This window comes from Poseidonocella pacifica, from assembly GCF_900111875.1.
Taxonomy (GTDB): domain Bacteria; phylum Pseudomonadota; class Alphaproteobacteria; order Rhodobacterales; family Rhodobacteraceae; genus Poseidonocella; species Poseidonocella pacifica.
This window is the reverse complement of sequence record NZ_FOJU01000004.1, coordinates 65,230-82,343: the sequence shown is the minus strand read 5'-3', so window position 1 is coordinate 82,343 and position 17,114 is coordinate 65,230. Positions and strand designations below refer to the sequence as shown.

The 17,114-nt window shown below is 62.0% G+C and carries 15 protein-coding genes; 5 read left to right on the top strand and 10 right to left on the bottom strand.

The features are described from left to right. Positions 1-24: 24 nt before the first annotated feature. Both secB and BM234_RS12300 read right to left on the bottom strand, forming a co-directional pair. Complete coding sequence (gene secB / locus BM234_RS12305; RefSeq protein ID WP_092065409.1) at positions 25-531, bottom strand: protein-export chaperone SecB; 507 nt, start codon at positions 529-531, stop codon at positions 25-27. Between the two features lie 58 nt (positions 532-589). Next, positions 590-1,102, bottom strand: coding sequence for an FxsA family protein (locus BM234_RS12300; protein WP_092065407.1), 513 nt, complete (start codon positions 1,100-1,102; stop codon positions 590-592). A 107-nt stretch (positions 1,103-1,209) separates the two neighbouring features. Between BM234_RS12300 and BM234_RS12295 the strand changes: the two genes are divergently transcribed. From BM234_RS12295 to BM234_RS12285, 3 genes are read left to right on the top strand one after another with little or no spacing between them, the layout of a single operon-like run. After that, positions 1,210-1,878, top strand: coding sequence for a Tim44/TimA family putative adaptor protein (locus BM234_RS12295; protein ID WP_092065405.1), 669 nt, complete (start codon positions 1,210-1,212; stop codon positions 1,876-1,878). Then, the gene (mltA, locus tag BM234_RS12290) at positions 1,875-2,816 is read left to right on the top strand and encodes a murein transglycosylase A (protein WP_245752630.1); all 942 of its coding nucleotides are present in this window, start codon (positions 1,875-1,877) and stop codon (positions 2,814-2,816) included. Before BM234_RS12295 ends, mltA begins: the two co-directional genes overlap by 4 nt. Beyond that, positions 2,813-3,391, top strand: coding sequence for a Smr/MutS family protein (locus BM234_RS12285; protein ID WP_092065403.1), 579 nt, complete (start codon positions 2,813-2,815; stop codon positions 3,389-3,391). The genes mltA and BM234_RS12285 overlap by 4 nt, the downstream gene beginning before the upstream one ends. Here the strand turns inward: BM234_RS12285 and hslU are convergent. Both hslU and hslV read right to left on the bottom strand, forming a co-directional pair. Continuing rightward, positions 3,379-4,686, bottom strand: coding sequence for an ATP-dependent protease ATPase subunit HslU (gene hslU / locus BM234_RS12280; protein ID WP_092065401.1), 1,308 nt, complete (start codon positions 4,684-4,686; stop codon positions 3,379-3,381). The genes BM234_RS12285 and hslU overlap by 13 nt on opposite strands. A 35-nt stretch (positions 4,687-4,721) precedes the next feature. After that, positions 4,722-5,282, bottom strand: coding sequence for an ATP-dependent protease subunit HslV (gene hslV / locus BM234_RS12275; protein ID WP_092065399.1), 561 nt, complete (start codon positions 5,280-5,282; stop codon positions 4,722-4,724). Between the two features lie 65 nt (positions 5,283-5,347). On the opposite strand from hslV, the gene BM234_RS12270 reads away from it, so the two are divergent. Both BM234_RS12270 and BM234_RS12265 read left to right on the top strand, forming a co-directional pair. Beyond that, positions 5,348-6,292 carry a phosphotransferase gene (locus tag BM234_RS12270; protein WP_175501267.1) on the top strand — a complete coding sequence of 315 codons (945 nt, stop codon included), beginning with the start codon at positions 5,348-5,350 and terminating at the stop codon, positions 6,290-6,292. Between the two features lie 46 nt (positions 6,293-6,338). Next, complete coding sequence (locus BM234_RS12265) at positions 6,339-8,312, top strand: sensor histidine kinase (RefSeq protein ID WP_092065397.1); 1,974 nt, start codon at positions 6,339-6,341, stop codon at positions 8,310-8,312. Positions 8,313-8,359: 47 nt separating this feature from the next. Here BM234_RS12265 and trxA read toward each other — a convergent pair whose 3' ends face one another. The 6 genes from trxA to tsaE form a co-directional block, all read right to left on the bottom strand. Next, a complete protein-coding gene (gene trxA / locus BM234_RS12260) occupies positions 8,360-8,680 on the bottom strand; it encodes a thioredoxin (RefSeq protein ID WP_092065395.1) in 321 nt (106 codons plus the stop codon). 65 nt (positions 8,681-8,745) lie between these two features. Continuing rightward, complete coding sequence (gene addA / locus BM234_RS12255; RefSeq protein ID WP_092065393.1) at positions 8,746-12,102, bottom strand: double-strand break repair helicase AddA; 3,357 nt, start codon at positions 12,100-12,102, stop codon at positions 8,746-8,748. Continuing rightward, positions 12,099-15,032, bottom strand: coding sequence for a double-strand break repair protein AddB (gene addB / locus BM234_RS12250; protein WP_092065391.1), 2,934 nt, complete (start codon positions 15,030-15,032; stop codon positions 12,099-12,101). The genes addA and addB overlap by 4 nt, the downstream gene beginning before the upstream one ends. Continuing rightward, entirely contained in the window at positions 15,025-15,714 is a 690-nt protein-coding gene (locus BM234_RS12245; protein WP_092065389.1) for a nucleotidyltransferase family protein, read from the bottom strand. The genes addB and BM234_RS12245 overlap by 8 nt, the downstream gene beginning before the upstream one ends. Beyond that, on the bottom strand, positions 15,711-16,634 hold the full coding sequence (locus BM234_RS12240; RefSeq protein ID WP_175501266.1) for an aminoglycoside phosphotransferase family protein: 924 nt from the start codon (positions 16,632-16,634) through the stop codon (positions 15,711-15,713). The genes BM234_RS12245 and BM234_RS12240 overlap by 4 nt, the downstream gene beginning before the upstream one ends. After that, positions 16,618-17,097 carry a tRNA (adenosine(37)-N6)-threonylcarbamoyltransferase complex ATPase subunit type 1 TsaE gene (gene tsaE / locus BM234_RS12235; RefSeq protein ID WP_092065385.1) on the bottom strand — a complete coding sequence of 160 codons (480 nt, stop codon included), beginning with the start codon at positions 17,095-17,097 and terminating at the stop codon, positions 16,618-16,620. Before tsaE ends, BM234_RS12240 begins: the two co-directional genes overlap by 17 nt. Positions 17,098-17,114 lie beyond the last annotated feature (17 nt).

Genomic DNA, 17,114 nt, shown 5'->3' with positions numbered 1-17,114 from the left:
GCGCTAAGACGCCCGGCCGGTCGATCACTGGGCCGGAGCGGCCTGTTCTTGCTGACGACGAGTCAATTCGTTGCGGTACAGCGCAAGGAAATCGATCGTCTCTAGGTTCAGTGGTGGGAAACCACCATCACGGGTTACATCGCTGACGACGCGGCGGATGAACGGGAATGTCATCCGGGGGCACTCAATCAACAAGAATGGGTGCAGCTGTTCGTCCTTCAGACCTTCGACCAGGAAGACACCAGCGTATTCGAGCTCAAGCAAAAAGAGCGGTTCGCCTGACTCCTTGTTCTTGGAATTGATGGTCAGCTTCGTGATCACTTCATACTGATGCTCGACGCTGCGCTTGCGGGCATCGAGGTTCACCTGCACGGAGACTTCGGGCTTTGCTTCGCCCTGAAGACCCTTCTGAGCGAGGATGTTTTCAAAGGACATGTCGCGGATGAATTGCGCAAGCACGTTCATCTTGATCTGCTGCTGAGGTTGCGCTGCTCCTGCGGCGGTTTCGTCTAGGCTGCCGTTCTCGGCCATCTGTAATCTCCGGTGGATATGATCTCGGACCGGTGCTTACCAGATGCCCCGTCGCGCCTCAATGCTTCGTCCAGCCGGAGGGGCGATGTGTGGGGCGCTTGGTACCGTCACCAAACTCTTCGGGCCCCGCGTTTTCAGCAGGTTCACCCGAAACCTCCTCAAATTCCCCTTCAATTGTATCTGGGTAAACTGGCCTCGGGCCGGGCCCCGTGCGAAAGCTTTGTACCTTGATGCGGCGGCGCATGGACCGGAATACGGCGCGGCGCACAGCTGGAAAAAGAAGAGAGAAGCCAAAAGCATCGGTGAAGAACCCAGGCGTAAGAAGAAGCGCGCCGGACAGAAGGATCATCGCCCCGTGGGCCAGCGGTTCGGTCGGATCGGTCAATTCGTTGAACGATGCCTGAATCCTGGACAGCGCATTTCGCCCCTGACTTTTCACGAGATAGGTCCCCGCAATCGCCGTCAGCACAACGATTGCAAGTGTTGGCCAAAGGCCGATCAGCCCGCCAACTTGGATGAAAAGCGCGATCTCGATGAGCGGTACCGCGATGAAGATGGCGAAAAGCCACATGTTGCCCCCTTGCTCGTTCGGGTAGAATGGTAGACTTGACCCTGACGCTACCCTACATAGGTGCGGTATCGGGGTGATACCAACCCCATAGCGTCCGCGAGGTGTCGATGAACTCCCAGATACTCCAACTCCTGGTACTGGCCGGGATCGCGATTTTCCTGATCCTGCGCTTGCGCAGCGTCTTGGGCACGCGTGACGGCTTCGAGAAACCGCCGGTCCCACGCACAGGTGCGACAACCGGGGCAGGGGAACGACAGCGGAGCTTCGAAGTCATCGAAGGTGGGCCAGATCGAGACATCACCGATTATGTCGCCGAAGACAGCCCGGAGGGCAAAGCTCTCGCAGCGATGAAGCGGGTCGAGCCGAGCTTTTCCGTCTCCGACTTTCTCGGGGGCGCACGTTCCGCCTATGAGATGATCCTGATGGGCTTCGAGCGCGGGGATGTCGAAAGCCTGCGTCCTTTCGTTTCCGCTGACATCTACAATAGTTTTTCGCAGGCCGTCGCCGCACGCGAAGCGCAGGGCCTGAGTGTCGAAGCGCAGTTCATCGGGGTACGCGAGACGGCGCTTGTCGATGCGAATTTCGACGAGAGCAGTAGCGAGGGCGAGATCACCGTGCGCTTCACCGGTGAGATGACGTCCGCCGTTCGCAACGAGAGCGGAGAGATTGTCGAGGGCAGCACCACCGAGATCAAGCGCCAGAAAGACGTCTGGACCTTCGCCCGTTCCTTCGGCAGTGACGACCCCAACTGGCAGCTGGTCGCGACGGGCGAGTGACCGTTGGGATCGACCTCATCGCCGGGCAGGATCACCCTGCCCAGCGAGAGATCGCCTTTGACGATCTGATAGGATGGGCTGAGGACAATCATCACGACGCTCTGAAAGTTTATCGACAGAGTGGAAATGAGGATCTTGTCGGCCCTGATGATGCACGCGCTTTCTTTGAAGAGCGATTTCGGCCCGTTCTGATCGGCGATCCTGAATGCGCGCTCTTCACAGGTTACTTTGAGCCTGAACTCGATGGCTCGCTTACGCCATCAACCGCGTTTCCCGTTCCCATCTATCGCCGCCCGGATGCGCTCTCCAGCGATGCACCATGGCTTACCCGCTGCGAGATCGAAGAGAGCGATGCTTTGTCCGGGCTGGAGTTGGCATGGGTCGCAAGCGCCGCCGACGCCTTCTTCCTGCAGGTTCAGGGATCTGGCCGCATACGGCTGCGGGAGGGAGGATGTTTGCGGGTCGGATACGACGGGCGCAATGGGCATCCTTATCGCTCAATCGGCAAAGAGTTGCTTCGTCGGTCAATCTTTACGTCCGAGGAGATTTCGGCGGACGCCATCCGTGATTGGATAGAGGTCAACCCGGTCGAGGGTCGGGCGCTCATGCATCATAACCCGTCCTTCGTTTTCTTCCGGCCGTTGAATATGCCTGAGGCACAGGGCCCCATCGGTACATTGGGCTGTCCTGTGACGGCCATGCGAAGCATTGCCGTTGACCCGGACCATACCCCACTAGGATTGCCCGTCTGGATCGAAACAGACGGGCCACAGCCGATACGCCGTCTTATGATCGCGCAGGATACCGGGGCGGCGATCAAGGGACCACAGCGCGCAGACATCTTTATCGGGACAGGCCGTGATGCCGGGCGGATCGCAGGAGGGATGAAACAGGGAGGTCGGATGATCGCCCTTCTCCCGAGGTTGCCTGCGGCATGAGCAAGAAGAGACGACTTCGGCCAGACGAGCGGGAACTCTGGGAGCGCGTTGCACGAGGCACGGACCCGCTCCATGCTCGCCCGCACGGGATGGCGGAGCCGGAAGTGCGGCAGCCGATTTCGCCCGCACCCAAGGCGCAACCTGATCCCATTCCCGCGTTCCGACTTGGCGAGAGTGCAAAGCCGCAGACCTCATCCGGGCCTACGTCACAACCGCCTCTTGCGATGGACCGCCGGACCCATGATCGGATGAAACGTGGCAAGTTGCGCCCCGAGGCGCGGCTGGATTTGCACGGGATGACCAGGGACCGCGCGCATTCCGCATTAAGCCGTTTTATTCTTGATGCGCACGGGCGGGGCAGGCGGCTTGTTCTGGTCATCACCGGAAAGGGCCGTGACCGAGACGAAGGCGGGCCAATCCCCGTGCGTCCCGGCATCCTGCGCCACAGTGTGCCACAGTGGCTTTCGCTTCCGCCGCTCAGATCCGCTGTTCTGCAGGTAACCCCCGCGCATATCCGTCACGGGGGCGCGGGGGCTTATTATGTCTATTTGCGGCGTGGCCCTCAGAGAACGTAGCGGCTGAGATCGGCGCTGCGTGTGAGTTCTCCAAGGTTCTTTTCCACGAAGTCACTATCCACCACGATCTTGTCGCCGGACCGGTCCGGCGCGGTGAAGGACAATTCCTCAAACACCCGCTCCATCACAGTATAGAGCCGACGCGCCCCGATGTTTTCGACGGAACTGTTGACCTCCGCAGCGATGCGGGCAAGCGCCGCGATACCGTCCTCTGTGAAGGAAACCTCCACATCTTCGGTCCCCATGAGCGCCGTATATTGCAGCGTCAGCGCGTTGTCGGTTTCGGTGAGGATGCGTACGAAATCCGCTTCTGTCAGCGCGCGCAACTCGACCCGGATGGGCAGACGACCCTGTAGTTCGGGGAGAAGATCGGAGGGTTTCGCGATGTGGAACGCCCCGGACGCGATGAAGAGGATATGATCCGTCTTCACCGGGCCGTGCTTCGTCGAAACGATCGTGCCTTCGATCAGGGGAAGCAGATCGCGCTGAACCCCCTCGCGGGAGACGTCGCCGCCACGCGCGTCGGATTTGGCACAGACCTTGTCGATCTCGTCGAGAAACACGATCCCGTTCTGTTCGACTGCTTCCCGCGCCGTACGTATGACCGCCTCATCGTCGAGCAGCTTGTCGGCCTCTTCACCCAACAGGATGTCATAGCTTTCTGCCACGGTCAGTTTCTTGCGCGTGGTCCGCCCTCCGAAGGCCTTGCCGAACATATCACCAAGGTTGAGCATCCCCACGTTGCCGCCGGGTTGGCCGGGAATATCCATCATGCCAAGCGGGTTGGAATTGTCCTGCAGTTCCAGCGTGATCACGGTGTCATCCAGTTCGCCGTTCTTGAGCTTCTTGCGGAACATTTCGCGTGTGCCTTCACGCGCGTCTTCCCCGGCGACAGCTTCGATGACGCGTTCTTCTGCGGCTTCATGCGCTCGGGCTCGGACGTCTTCGCGCATATATTCGCGGGTCATCGCGATGGCATTGTCCATCAGGTCGCGGATAATTTGCTCTACGTCGCGGCCGACGTATCCGACTTCGGTGAATTTCGTCGCCTCGACCTTGATGAACGGGGCGCGGGCCAGCTTGGCGAGCCGGCGCGAAATCTCCGTCTTGCCGACGCCGGTGGGCCCGATCATCAAGATGTTTTTGGGATAGACCTCGTCGCGCAGGTCCGCGTCGAGTTGCTTGCGGCGCCAGCGGTTGCGCAGTGCAACGGCCGTGGCACGCTTGGCATCCTTCTGGCCAATGATAAAGCGATCAAGCTCGCTGACGATTTCGCGGGGAGTGAGATCGGTCACGTCCGGTATCCTTCCGTGCGGGGAGATGGGGCGGCTCAGCCGTCGATGGTTTCGACGGTGAGCGAGCCGTTTGTGTAGACGCAGATGTCTGCGGCGATGGCCATGGAACGGCGGGCGATCTGTTCCGCATCCATCTCGCTGTCCATGAGGGCGCGAGCTGCGGACAGCGCGTAGTTCCCGCCGGATCCGATAGCCGTCACGTCATGTTCAGGCTCCAGCACGTCACCCGCGCCTGTGATCACAAGAAGATCCTTGCCATCCGAGACGATCAGCATCGCTTCGAGCTTCTGCAGGTACTTGTCGGTGCGCCAGTCTTTGGCAAGCTCGACCGAGGCACGCTGAAGCTGTCCCGGCGTCGCTTCGAGTTTCGCCTCTAGCCGTTCGAGCAGGGTGAATGCGTCGGCTGTTGACCCTGCGAACCCGGCCAGCACATCATAGCCTCCGGGGGAGAGACGTCGCACCTTGCGCGCCGTACCCTTGATGACCGTCTGGCCGAGGCTCACCTGTCCGTCACCCGCGATGACGACCTTGCCGCCCTTGCGAACGCCGATGATCGTGGTGCCGTGCCAGCCGGGGAATGCGTCACTTTCTGCCATGTCTGCCCTTTCGTTTGCCCATATATCTGTGCATCCCTTGGTCATTGCAACCGGACGGGGCGGAGATGGAGCGGACTGAAGAGGTCTGGGCGCGAATTGCCGCCGACTGCGGGATCGAGGCCTCTCGATACCATGTCAGGCGGGAATGGCGCAAAAGGGATGCGCGCCGGGACCACCTCGTGCAGATCTACGCAAGCTCGGATCACGAAGTCGTCTTCAAGCAGATATATCGCCCGAAAGATGAGGGATTTGCGACCGCCCTCGCCGCACAGAAACGTGCCTGCGTGGCGATGGGAGGAGACTCTGCGTCAGTTCCCCGAGTGCTCGCTGCGTCGTCAAAGGATCGCGCAATGATCATGGCGGCGGTTCCGGGTGAAACCGCGCAGGCGCATCTCGAAGCCGGGGGTGATGCCGCTGAGGTGCTGGAAAGGGCAGGGCGCTGGATTGCAGCGTTTCACCGGGCGAGCGGCCCTGAAGCCCGAACGTTCCAACCGAGGTTCATGCGTGATCACATCGCCCATCTTCTGGGTCAGCTTGACCGGAACGAGATCGCCGTGGCCAATCCGCGTCTCTTCAAGCGTCACGCCGGCGACTGCATCGCGCTCGCCTCGAATTTCGAAGGTCGGGAAACCATGTCGTCCGCGACGCACGGCGACATGAACTTGCGCAATATCCTGCTCGATGGACCAAAGAGCGCGGGTATCGACTTCACCGCACTTCACAGCGCGCCGGTCGGCTTCGATATTGCGCGGCTGCTCTTGCATTTCACGGGTCTTCACGCGGACCCCGCGCAAATTCCCGAGGGCCATGTTGTACCACCCGAGGCGCTCGCAGGATTCTTTCGCGGCTATACTCTGGTGGGGCCGGAGGACCCTTCGGTGGGGTATCTGTTGCGTGTCCGCCTCCTTATGGATTGGGTCAGCATACCTGCACGCTTGCGGGATCGGTCCTTTGCCGCCACCCTGCGGCTTGAGAGATTGCGCAGGCTGGCGTCGCGCGCCTTTCCATGACCAAAGACGGTCAGGTCGCGCATCTCAAAAGGGGGAAAATCACATCATGACGATTACCCGCTCCATTCGGGTACGGCTTCTGCTGATCGCGCTGCTCCCCATGCTTGTGCTCTTTCCGCTATTGCTTGGAACCACGATGCAGCGTTGGTCTTCACGGCTGGACGATCTGTTGATCGTGAAGGTTAACGGGGATCTGACGATCGCGGATCAGTACCTGCGCCGGTTGCAGGAGAACGCGGGGGAGCGGATCGCGGCTCTTGCGGATTCGGCGGCCTTTGCTTCCGTGGTGGATGAGCCGGCAGCGCGCGCCGATGTCATCGCGCAACGCAAGCGCGACGCCGGGCTTGATTTCCTGTATCTTACCGACGGACGCAGCGCGCCGTGGCCGGGGTTTGTCCCCGCAGACTGGCCCGTCGTGCGAAGCGCACTTGATGGTGCGCGGCAAAGCGCGGTCGATATTCTGGACGCCACCGAATTGGATGCGCTTTCCCCCGGTTTGGCGGTGCGCGCGGCCATTCCCTTGGTCGATACCGAGGCGGCGCGGGCCAGCACACGCGAGGTAGAGGATCGGGGGATGATCGTACACGCGGCGGCCCCCGTCCGGATGCCCGATGGCCGGGAAATGGCGCTTGTCGGGGGGATCCTGCTCAACCGAAATCTTGCCTTCATCGATACGATCAACGACTTGGTCTATCGCGACCGCAGTCTACCGGAAGGAAGTCAGGGGACCGCCACGCTCTTTCTTGATGATGTGCGCATCTCGACCAATGTTCGGCTGTTCGAAGGGGTGCGCGCCCTTGGGACGAGGGTGTCAGAGGCGGTGCATGACCGCGTGCTGGTCGAGGGGGAAACCTGGCTCGATCGGGCTTTCGTCGTGGATGACTGGTACATATCCGCCTATCGACCGATTCAGAACAGCCGCGGTGAACGGGTCGGCATGCTGTATGTCGGCTTTCTCGAAGCTCCGTTCCAACAGGCCAAGATTACACCGTTCATGACGGGAACCCTGACCTTTCTGGTCCTTGCCCTGCTCCTCGTTCCGGTGTTTCTCCGCTGGGCGGGTCTGATCTTCAAACCTCTGGAACGCATGACGCAGACGATCGCACGGGTCGAGGCGGGAGATCTCAATGCGCGCAACGGCGACATCGGGGCCGAGAATGAGATTACCCGCGTGGCGGCCCATCTCGATACGCTGCTGGATCAGGTGCAGGAACGTGACCGCCGCTTGCGGGGATGGGCCTCCGAATTGAACCAGAAGGTGGAGGAGCGTACAGCCGATTTGCGTGACAGCAACCGGCGGCTCGAAGAGGCAACCGAAAGGTTGATCATGTCCGAAAAGCTCGCAGCTGTCGGGGAGATTACCGCCGGAGTGGCGCATGAGATCAACAACCCCATCGCGGTCATTCAGGGCAATCTTGATGTGGCGCGTGGCCTATTGGGGCCGGAGGCCGACAAGGCCGCGACGGAATTCAAGCTGATCGACGATCAAGTGCACCGGATCGGGGCAATCGTCTCTCGGTTGCTTCAGTTTTCCCGACCGGGGGAGTTTTCGGGGAGCGACCACACTGCTTCTCCCTCCGAAGTGGTGAACGACTGTCTGTTGCTCACACGGCACGAGCTTGATGCCGCCCGCATAGAGGTCGAGACTTCACTGCAAAGCATCCGCACCGTGCCGATGGAGCGGACGGAGTTGCAACAGGTGGTGGTCAACCTGATCATCAATGCCCTGCATGCGGTCAAACAAGAAGGTCGGCTGAGCATCTCGGTCGAGGATGCCAATGACGGGGTGATCATCACCGTGGCCGATACAGGTGTCGGCATGTCCCGTGAAACCTTGCGCCATATCTTTGATCCGTTCTTCACGACAAAGCAGGCGGAGGGGACAGGCCTTGGCCTGTCGATTTCACAGCGCCTTGTGACGGAAGCGGGAGGGCGCCTGACGGCCGAGAGCGTGGAAGGAGAAGGCAGCACCTTTCATATGTGGCTTCCGGCAACGCCCGATTCCGACGACTTGGCATGAAAAAGGCGCCCAAAGGGGCGCCTTTCTCTCAACCTGAGAAATCTGGTTCAGATTGCCTCTTCGATCCATTTTTTCAGTGCGGCCTTGGGCGCGGCACCGGTCTTGTTGGAAATGGGCTGGCCGTCCTTGAACAGGAACAGCGCGGGAATACCGCGAACGCCCATCGCTGCGGCCGTGTTCGGATTGGAATCCACATCGACTTTCGCGACCTTGATCCGGCCATCGTATTCGGCTGCAAGCTCTTCTAGCGCGGGGCCAATCTGCTTACAGGGGCCGCACCATTCCGCCCAGAAGTCCACGACGACGGGAACGTCGGAACTGCGGACTTCGGCGTCGAATGTCTCATCGGTGACGGCAACTGTGGCCATGATGTCTTCTCCATAGGTATGTGTGGGGCGTCGGGAGCGGAAGGTAAGCACCGTGCAGTTGGCCGTCAAGGCAACTCCGCGCGGGTGAAGGCGGCGGTCACAAGATCGTGCGGCAGGGTCATCAACTCGTGCGTTTCGGTCCAGAGGATGGCGGTTTCAACCCTGCGGTCCGGATAGATCTGCCCAAGCGCCCCTGCATAGGCGCCCATCTGACGAAGCAGTCCTTCGGGGCACTCTTCCGGGCGGCGGGGAACGACGCGGTTTGTCTTGAAGTCTATGGCAAGTACTCTGGTCTCTTCCACGATCAGGCGATCAATGACCCCATGTATCCGTACGCCACCGATCATCACGGACACAGGGACTTCGGCGAGCGTCTCTGGCGCAAAGACCGCGCGCAGGTTCGGAGTGTCGAGCAAGGCGGAGGTCGCGCTCAGGGCCGCCTCCCGCTCGGCGGGATCCGCGTTCGGGAGCAGACGGGCAGCGATCGCTTCCAGGTCCCGGGCCGGGAGGCCGGGAAGATGTTCCAGCAGAAGGTGAATTTGCGTACCGCGCCGCTTGGCCGTCTCTTCATCCAATCCAGCTTCGCCCGGGAGCGCTTTCGCCCCGCCAAGCGCGCTCGGGGTCACGGGTTCGGGCAGGGGTTTGGCAGGGGCTGCGCGGTGAGTGGCCCAGTCCGGAAGGTTTGGCAGCGGCGAAACCGGAGGCGGCGCCAAAACGCTGTCGGGGCGCGACCAATCCCCGGTTTGATGGCGTCGTCCGGTCCCGAAGGCAAATTCGTATGCCGGGGTGCCAAGGCTATCGAGACCGGCCTCCACGCATCCATACCAGCTTTGCTCCTCGGACCCCACATTCCCCGCCGCGGCGACGATCAGCCAACTTTCCGCGCGCGTCATCGCCACATACAGCAGGCGCATACGTTCGGCCTCATCGCGGGCACGAAGTCGCTCGGAGGATTCGCGATACACCTCGGGCATCTCCGGCGCAGGAACCCGCCAGAAGACGTTCTGATCGATTTCCAGCAGTGCGTCCCCCTGCCGCGCACGACGAACGGCGGTATCGGGCAGGATGACAATCGGTGCCTCAAGCCCCTTCGCGCCATGCACGGTCATGACCCGGATCTTGTCACCGGCACTGTCCATCTGGCGTTTTATTTCCAGATCGTCGGTCTGCATCCACGTCAGAAAACCCGTCAGGCTCGGAACCTCCGTCCGTTCATATCCGAGAGCTTGGGAAAGCAGGGCGTCTATTCCGTCCTCTGCCTCGACGCCAAGCCGCGCGAGGATCCGTCGCCGACCGTCATGACGGGTCAGCACCCGTTCGATAAGTTCGTAAGGACGCAGGAAATCCGCCTCGCGGCGAAGATCTTGGATGACCTCCATCGTCTGCGGAAACTCTGCCTGTCGACGGCGCAGTTCTTCCCAGAGAAATTTCGGCCCCCGCCGCGCGGCGAGGTCGAAAACCTCCTGTTCGGACCACCCGAATATCGGTGATCGCAGCGCGGTGGCGAGAGAGAGGTCGTCTTCGGGCAGTGCGAGGAAAGACAGAAGCGCCGCCAGATCCCGCACTGCGAGTTCCGAGCCGACCTTGAGCCTGTCCGCGCCCGCGACGTCCAGGCCCTCCACCTTGCAGGCGCGGATGATCTCATGGAACAGCGGGCTGCGACGTTGAACAAGAATGAGGATGTCACCCGCCCGCACGGCTCTGCGGGCTCCGCCATGGGCGGGAAGCGTTTCTTCGTCGATCATCCGGCGGATTTCACCGGCGATCCGCTGGGCAAGCATCACCGCCGCGTCGTTTTGCGCAGGTTGGTCTATGGGCGCGTACCACGGGCCATCTTCGGGTGTCTCGGGAGGTTCGACAACAGGCCAAAGATCGACGCGGCCCGGCATTTGCGCGTGAAAGGCCCGGTGATCGGAACTCTGCCCCAGTCCGGCATCACGAGGCGTGGCGAATGTATGATCGACAGCTTCGAGAATGGCGGGTGAGGACCTGAAGGAGTGCTGCAACTCCAGCACCTGAAACGGGTGGTCGACTTCTTCGAAACGTTGGCCGAACCGGTTCCGCATTTCGGAGAACGCGTCCGGATCGGCCCCTTGAAAGGAGTAGATCGATTGCTTCACGTCACCGACAACAAACAGCGTTCGTATCGCTTCGGGCCTTGCGCCCGCGCCACTGGTGAATTCTTCGGTCAGTCGCTTTACCACATCCCACTGTAAGGGGCTGGTATCCTGCGCCTCGTCGACGAGGATATGATCGATCCCACCATCCAGCCGATAGAGCACCCATTGCGCCAGCCTCGGATCGGTTACCAGCCCGCGCGCCTTGAGGATCAGGTCGTCGAAATCAAGCCATCCCCGCGCAAGTTTCGCCGCCTCGTAGCGCTGCAGGAAGGCCTTTGCGAAGCGATGCAAGGCCAGCGTCTTTTGCGCGGCATTGACCGCCCCCAAGAAGCGTTTCGCCTCCGCCACGCGATCCATGAAGGCGTGCAACTCATCGATGATGGGCGCGAACGCCTCCACCGCCTTCTTGTGGTTTGCCTGAGGGAAGTTACGGGATTTGGATTCCCCCGCGGTTTCCCCGGATTTGTAGAGAAACAGGTCGCAAACGCCCTCGAACTCCGGCCAGCCGGGCGCCTCCAGATCAAGATTTGCGAGGTCCGCTGCGAACTCTTTGTAAGTTTTGGTCTGCTCAGCGCAAATGCCAAGGATGGCTTGGGCCAAATACTTCTCGCTGCCGTCGAACGCGATGGACAACGCGTCTTGGGGAGCGGAGCCTTCACGGAGGTCGAGCGCCGCGAAGATCGCGCTTTCACCAAGATCGGCTTGGAACGCTGCCCGGTTCCGGATGATCTCGGAGATCAGCGCCGCAATCTGTTCGTCCCCGATATAGGCGGCGATGCCTTTCAGCAGCGATACGTCGGGTCCAGCGGCCATATCGTCGAGAACCTGCCCGCGAAGCAGGTCCGCTGCGCGATCTTCGATTTCGGTAAAATCCGGGCTGACCCCGGCTTCGAGGGGAAATCGTCTTAGCAGGGCCGAGCAAAACGAGTGGATCGTCTGGATCTTCAGACCGCCGGGTGTCTCGATCGCGCTGGCGAAAAGCGTACGTGCGCGGCGGAGCGTCTCTGGACTGGCATCGGCATCCGCGCCCAACTCATCCAGCGCTGTGCGAAGCTCCGCATCGGGCAGCATGGCCCATGCGCCAAGACGCCGGAAAAGCCGGTTTTGCATCTCGCTCGCAGCGGCCTTGGTGTAGGTGAGGCACAGGATATGGCGCGGGTCCGCACCGGTGAGCAATAGCCGCGCCACGCGGTCGGTCAGAACGCGGGTCTTGCCCGATCCCGCATTCGCCGAAAGCCATGTCGAACGGGCAGGATGCGCCGCGCGGACCTGTCGTTCGGTTGCGTCATCGCGGGGGCTCATATCAGGATCTCCGGTTCCGGGTCTTGCGTCTCATCCCATTCTCCGAACCGCGAAAGTGTATCGTAATCGGAGCCAAAGCCCTGTTTTTCCATCGCCCGCCGCGCGGTGAACCCGGTCTCTGGGTCGAGATAGGCCGCGATGAGGGCGCGCAACCCTTCCAGCGTTTCCGCGGGCGGTTCCTTGTCGATCGGGGCCAGAACATCGGCCGGTTTGCTTGTCAGCCCCACGTAGACCGCCTGTGCCACTGGCGCGGGATCAAGGCCCTCAAACGCCCCTGCTTCAGCCATCACGGCCTCCAGCAAAAGCTGCTTTTCAAAGGCGCGTTGTTGAGTTGGGGTTTTGGGTTTGCCGGTCTTGTAGTCGAGAAGCACAAGCGCGCCATCGGCCCGCCGGTCGATACGGTCGGCCATTGCCGTCAGGGTGAAGTCCGGCATCCCGATGTGCATACGCCCCCGCAACTCGGTGCCGACGGGAAGGGCATCAAGCCGCCGCCGTTTTTCCTGCTCGATGAACCAATCGGCAAACCGGCCGATCCGGGCGATCCAGATTGCTCGGGTCGCGGGCCATGGGACCAGCCCCTCCAGTTGTGCCTCCGCCGTGGCGAGCAAATCCGCCCGGTTGAGCCGCGACGGGTCTTCGATCACGCGGCGCAAGAAAGTGTCGAGCACGTCATGGATCGCCGTCCCGCGTAGCGGAGCATCGGGAGACTGAGTGATGGGATCGAGCCGTTTGAGGCGAAGCACATGGCGCGCATGGATTGCATAGGGATCGCGGATGAGACGGGAAATTTCTGTCACCGACAGTTGCTTTGGCCGGAATTCCACAGGCGGTTTTGGCGAAGGGCGCGGCGCGCGGGGCGCGATGCCCGGATCTTCCAGAGCCTGCGCGAGCTTCAGCCATTCCGCCCCGCGTGCGCGCATTTCGGCCAGCCGATCAGGACCGCCAAGCATTGGCAGACCTTCAAGCAGGTTGGTGAGGCGGCTTAGCCAGCGTGAGGGCACGGTCTCTGCCTCGTCCGACCGGATCGACCGACTGAGCCAGACTTCGGCTCCGCCCATGGCCTGCTGAAAATCGTGTGCCGAAAGGCCGATGCGCCGATCAGGCAGGAGCAGGCCGGCACGATGGCGCATCTCGCGGTTGAGCCACGGGTCCGGCGCGGGCGGTTCGGGCCAGCTTCCGTCATTGAGCCCAGCAAGAATGAGCAGGTCCGCGCCCTGCATCCGCGCTTCCATCGTGCCCCAGATCAACACTTTCGGGTGTGGGGTCGCGGTCTCGCGCACCTCGCCCCGGTTCAGGATGGCGCGAAACAGGTTGCCGTAGTCATGGGCGGACATGCTGCCACCATGGTGGGCCTCGTCGCGCAACTCCCCTACGATCCGTGCGGCCTCTTCTCCGGCCTCGCCGTCCCAGAGCGGACAGGTCTCCGTCGCATTCGCCCCCGCGCAGAACGCCTCCGCCGCCGAGATATGGCGCGCGACAAATCCGCTGAGCGCGTCTTGCTCCAAAGCGGCACAGGGGTTTGCCGTATCGAAAATCCAATCGACCCACGCCTTGGCGCCTGTGTCCGTTTCTCGCCGTTCCGCCCAGCCGTGCAGCACATCGCGCGTCGGAAATGGCATCCCTTTGCGCCGGATGTGCAATTCCAGATCCCGGGTCCGGTTGAGGTGAGGACCACGATCGACACCCCTGTGGACGAGCGGATGTTTCATCAGGCCAAGGAGCGCTTCGGCGGTGATTTCCCCACCCATCAGGCTGCCAACTTGACGCAAGAGACGACCCGCAGGGGTAAGCGGCAGGGGAATGCCCGCGGAATCGTCCGGGCGAATTCCCCAACGGTCCAGAGTGGCGGCGACCTGCCGGGTCAGCATCCGGTCAGGGGTGATCAGCGCGGCGATGGTGCCATCCTCCGCCGCTTTTCTCAGCCGAAGCGCAATGGCGAGCGCTTCTTGTCTGCGGGTCGGGGCATCCAGCAGCGTCATGCTGGCGCAAGCCTCTCCCAAGCCGGTCAATTGCGGGCCATCGCGCAACCACTGGTCGGTCACCGGGGCGGGACGCAGAGCGAGCGACATGAGCGCATTCCGCGGCGGGCATGGGGCCGGTGTCCCGGTCCAGCCGGGGATGTCGGCGGGGTGCATCCCGGCGTCGTGGGCGATCCGGACGAAGCGAAACTGGGGGTGGTCCTCGCAGGAGAGAGCATCGCTCATCTGGTCCCAGACTTCGCGCGGCTGATGCGTATCGACACCGGGCAGGACCACGGCCCCTTGTGGCAACCGCAGGACGGCCCGGAGGAACAGAGCGGTTGTCCCGCGTGATCCGGTGGAACCGGCGACGATGATCGGGTGCTCTGGGGGTGCGTTTTCCCACAGACGCGCGAGTGTTTCGACGATGCGGCGTTGCCGCTGCTCCATATCCGGCTCGGCGTCGTCTTCGAAATAGCGGCTGACGAGGTCGAGAAAAGCTTGGGTCCGCTGCCAGTGTCCGGAGTGCTCGCTCACATCCAATCCTGCGACAACCGATGGCGGGACGCCTTCGCCCTGCATTTCGTCGAGCAGTGAGGCAAGGCTATCGGCGAGGTCGAACAGCGCCGCGCGGGGCGCCAGCGTTTCCGACGTGTCGAGCAGCTTGGAGACGAGTTGTGTGAGTTCCAGACGTCGGCGAAGCCCCGGAACTGCGGGCGGAAAATCCGGAAAGGTCGGGTCCTGCGCCAGATCGGTGATGAGCCTGATACGCGGGAGCAACGTTGGTGGACCTGCATCAAAGACGGCCCGGATACGGCGGGCCATGCGGCGGGTGCTTACGAAAAGCTCAACCCGCGCCATTGCCTCGGGCGGCTGGTCGGCAAGCCTGTTGCGCAATCCCTGTACCAGTTCTTCTGCGAAATCCACTCCGCAGGGCAGGCCGAAGAGACGCGGGCTTTCACGCTCAAACATCATGATCCCCCAACATCGCTTCTGCGGCAGCGACCCCCGCCGGCGTTCCGACGTCGCACCATTCCGATGGGTAACATGCCCCAAAAAGCCGTCCGTCCGACAACATATCATCCCAGAGCAGGTTGAGAGAGAACGCCGTGTCGGAGATCCGTGCGAGGCCGTCGGTCTTGAGGATCTGAACGCCGGTATAGATCTTTCCGGGACCGCGAGAGAGCCGTCCGTCAGGCCCCACGATGAAATCCCCAGATCCTGTGTGCCCGTGCGCGCGTTCGGAGGGAAGGCAGAGCAGCAGCGCGTCCATCGCGCGGGGATCCCAAGCTTGCGCCAGAAAATCGAGCGGGTTCGGCCCGCTGAAAACGGCGTCGGTGTTCATGGTGAACACTGGCCCGTCACCCAATAGCGGGAGCGCCGCGCGCAGGCCGCCACCAGTTTCCAGAAGAGCTCCCCGTTCATCGGAAATGGTAACGCCACGGTTCTTCAGGTGCGCGATCAAGGTCTCTGGCTTGTAGTGGACATTCGCGACGCGCCGGGCAGGGTCATAGGCATCGACATGATCCAAGGCGTGGTCGATGAGCGGCCGGCCCGCGACAGGCACCATCGGTTTGGGCCTATCTGCCGTCAACGGCCCCATCCGGCTTCCAAGTCCGGCGGCAAAGAGCATAACGGCTTCGGGTCGGTTCATGGTCGAACTATGCTTTCCAAAAGATCGCGCACACCCTTCAGCGCGGGGTGTGCGAGGTTGGCCGCCAGATGCGCCCGGACACGGGGGACAAAGTCCAGGTAGCGAGTCTTGCCCTGTTGCGCGGCGAGACGGGCGAAAATTCCGAGGATGCGTAGCGCACGGCCTGTCCCGAAAAGGGCCATTGCGGTATCGAGTTCTGCGACGGGGATGCCGGAGCATGCCGCGAAGCGTGAGGTACATTCGGCAACGATTTGGGGAGACACGTCGCGCCGAGCATCCTGCAGGAGCGAGACGAGATCATAGGCAGGATGGGCGCACATCGCATCCTGAAAGTCGATCAATCCGGCGCGTTCGACACCTTGCTTTCGGGGCAAAAGAATCAGGTTTTCCGCATGATAATCCCGGAGCATCAGAACGGGATCGCAGTCCGGCAAAGCCCCTGCCGCGGCAACCAATTCTGACCTGAGGGCGGCTGCGTCCACATCCGGCGCGAAATGGGGCAACACCTCAACGGCCTGCGCAGCCATGACCTGCGGCGTATAGAGGGGCAAATCCGGAGCGGGGCCTTCGCCGAGGCGGAGCAACACATCCGTCGCGAGGGTATACAGATCCCGCTCTTGCGACGGATCATGCGCAAGGCGCGCCGCGAACACGTCGTCGCCGAGATCCTGCATCAAGAGATAGCCCTGTTCGATATCCTGCGAGAATATCGCCGGGGCGGATACTCCAAGGCCATTCAAGAGCGCGGCGACATTCACAAAGCGCCCGGTGACATCCGGGGTATCCTTCATGAAGACAGCACGGCGGAGGCCATCCGACAGTCGCATGAACTCCTTGGTCGAGGCATCGCCCTGCATCGCTTCGGGTTCGGCATTTTCCCAGCCTGCGCGTGCGAGGAAATCCCTAAGCTCCGAGTGCATCGACCACCTCATCCCAGTCCGGGTTACGCCACGCAAACCGCCCGCGGCGTCCCTCTCCCTCTTGCTCGAGGGTCAGTGTCAGCGCGCCTTCGGGTGAGAGATCACCCAACCGGTCGGGCCATTCGATCATGCAGAACGCGGTCTCAAACGCTTCGGTCAGGCCCAGCTCCAGGCATTCGTCCGGATCGCCCAAACGGTATAGGTCGGCGTGCCAGATTTCGGCCTCCGGGTCGGGGTAGGTCTGAACCAAGGTATAGGTGGGCGAGGGGACGTCGATCGGACCAGAACGCGCATGGATCAGCGCGCGGGCGAAATGGCTTTTGCCAGCTCCGATATCGCCGACAAGGAGAAGCACTCGACCGGGGCCGACATACGGGGCCATTCGCGCAGCAAGCGCCGCCGTCGCCTCCGCGTCGGGAAGGTAAAAGGCGCGGTCGCGGAGGGGGTGTATCGGGGCGGGCATGACGCAATCAATACCGC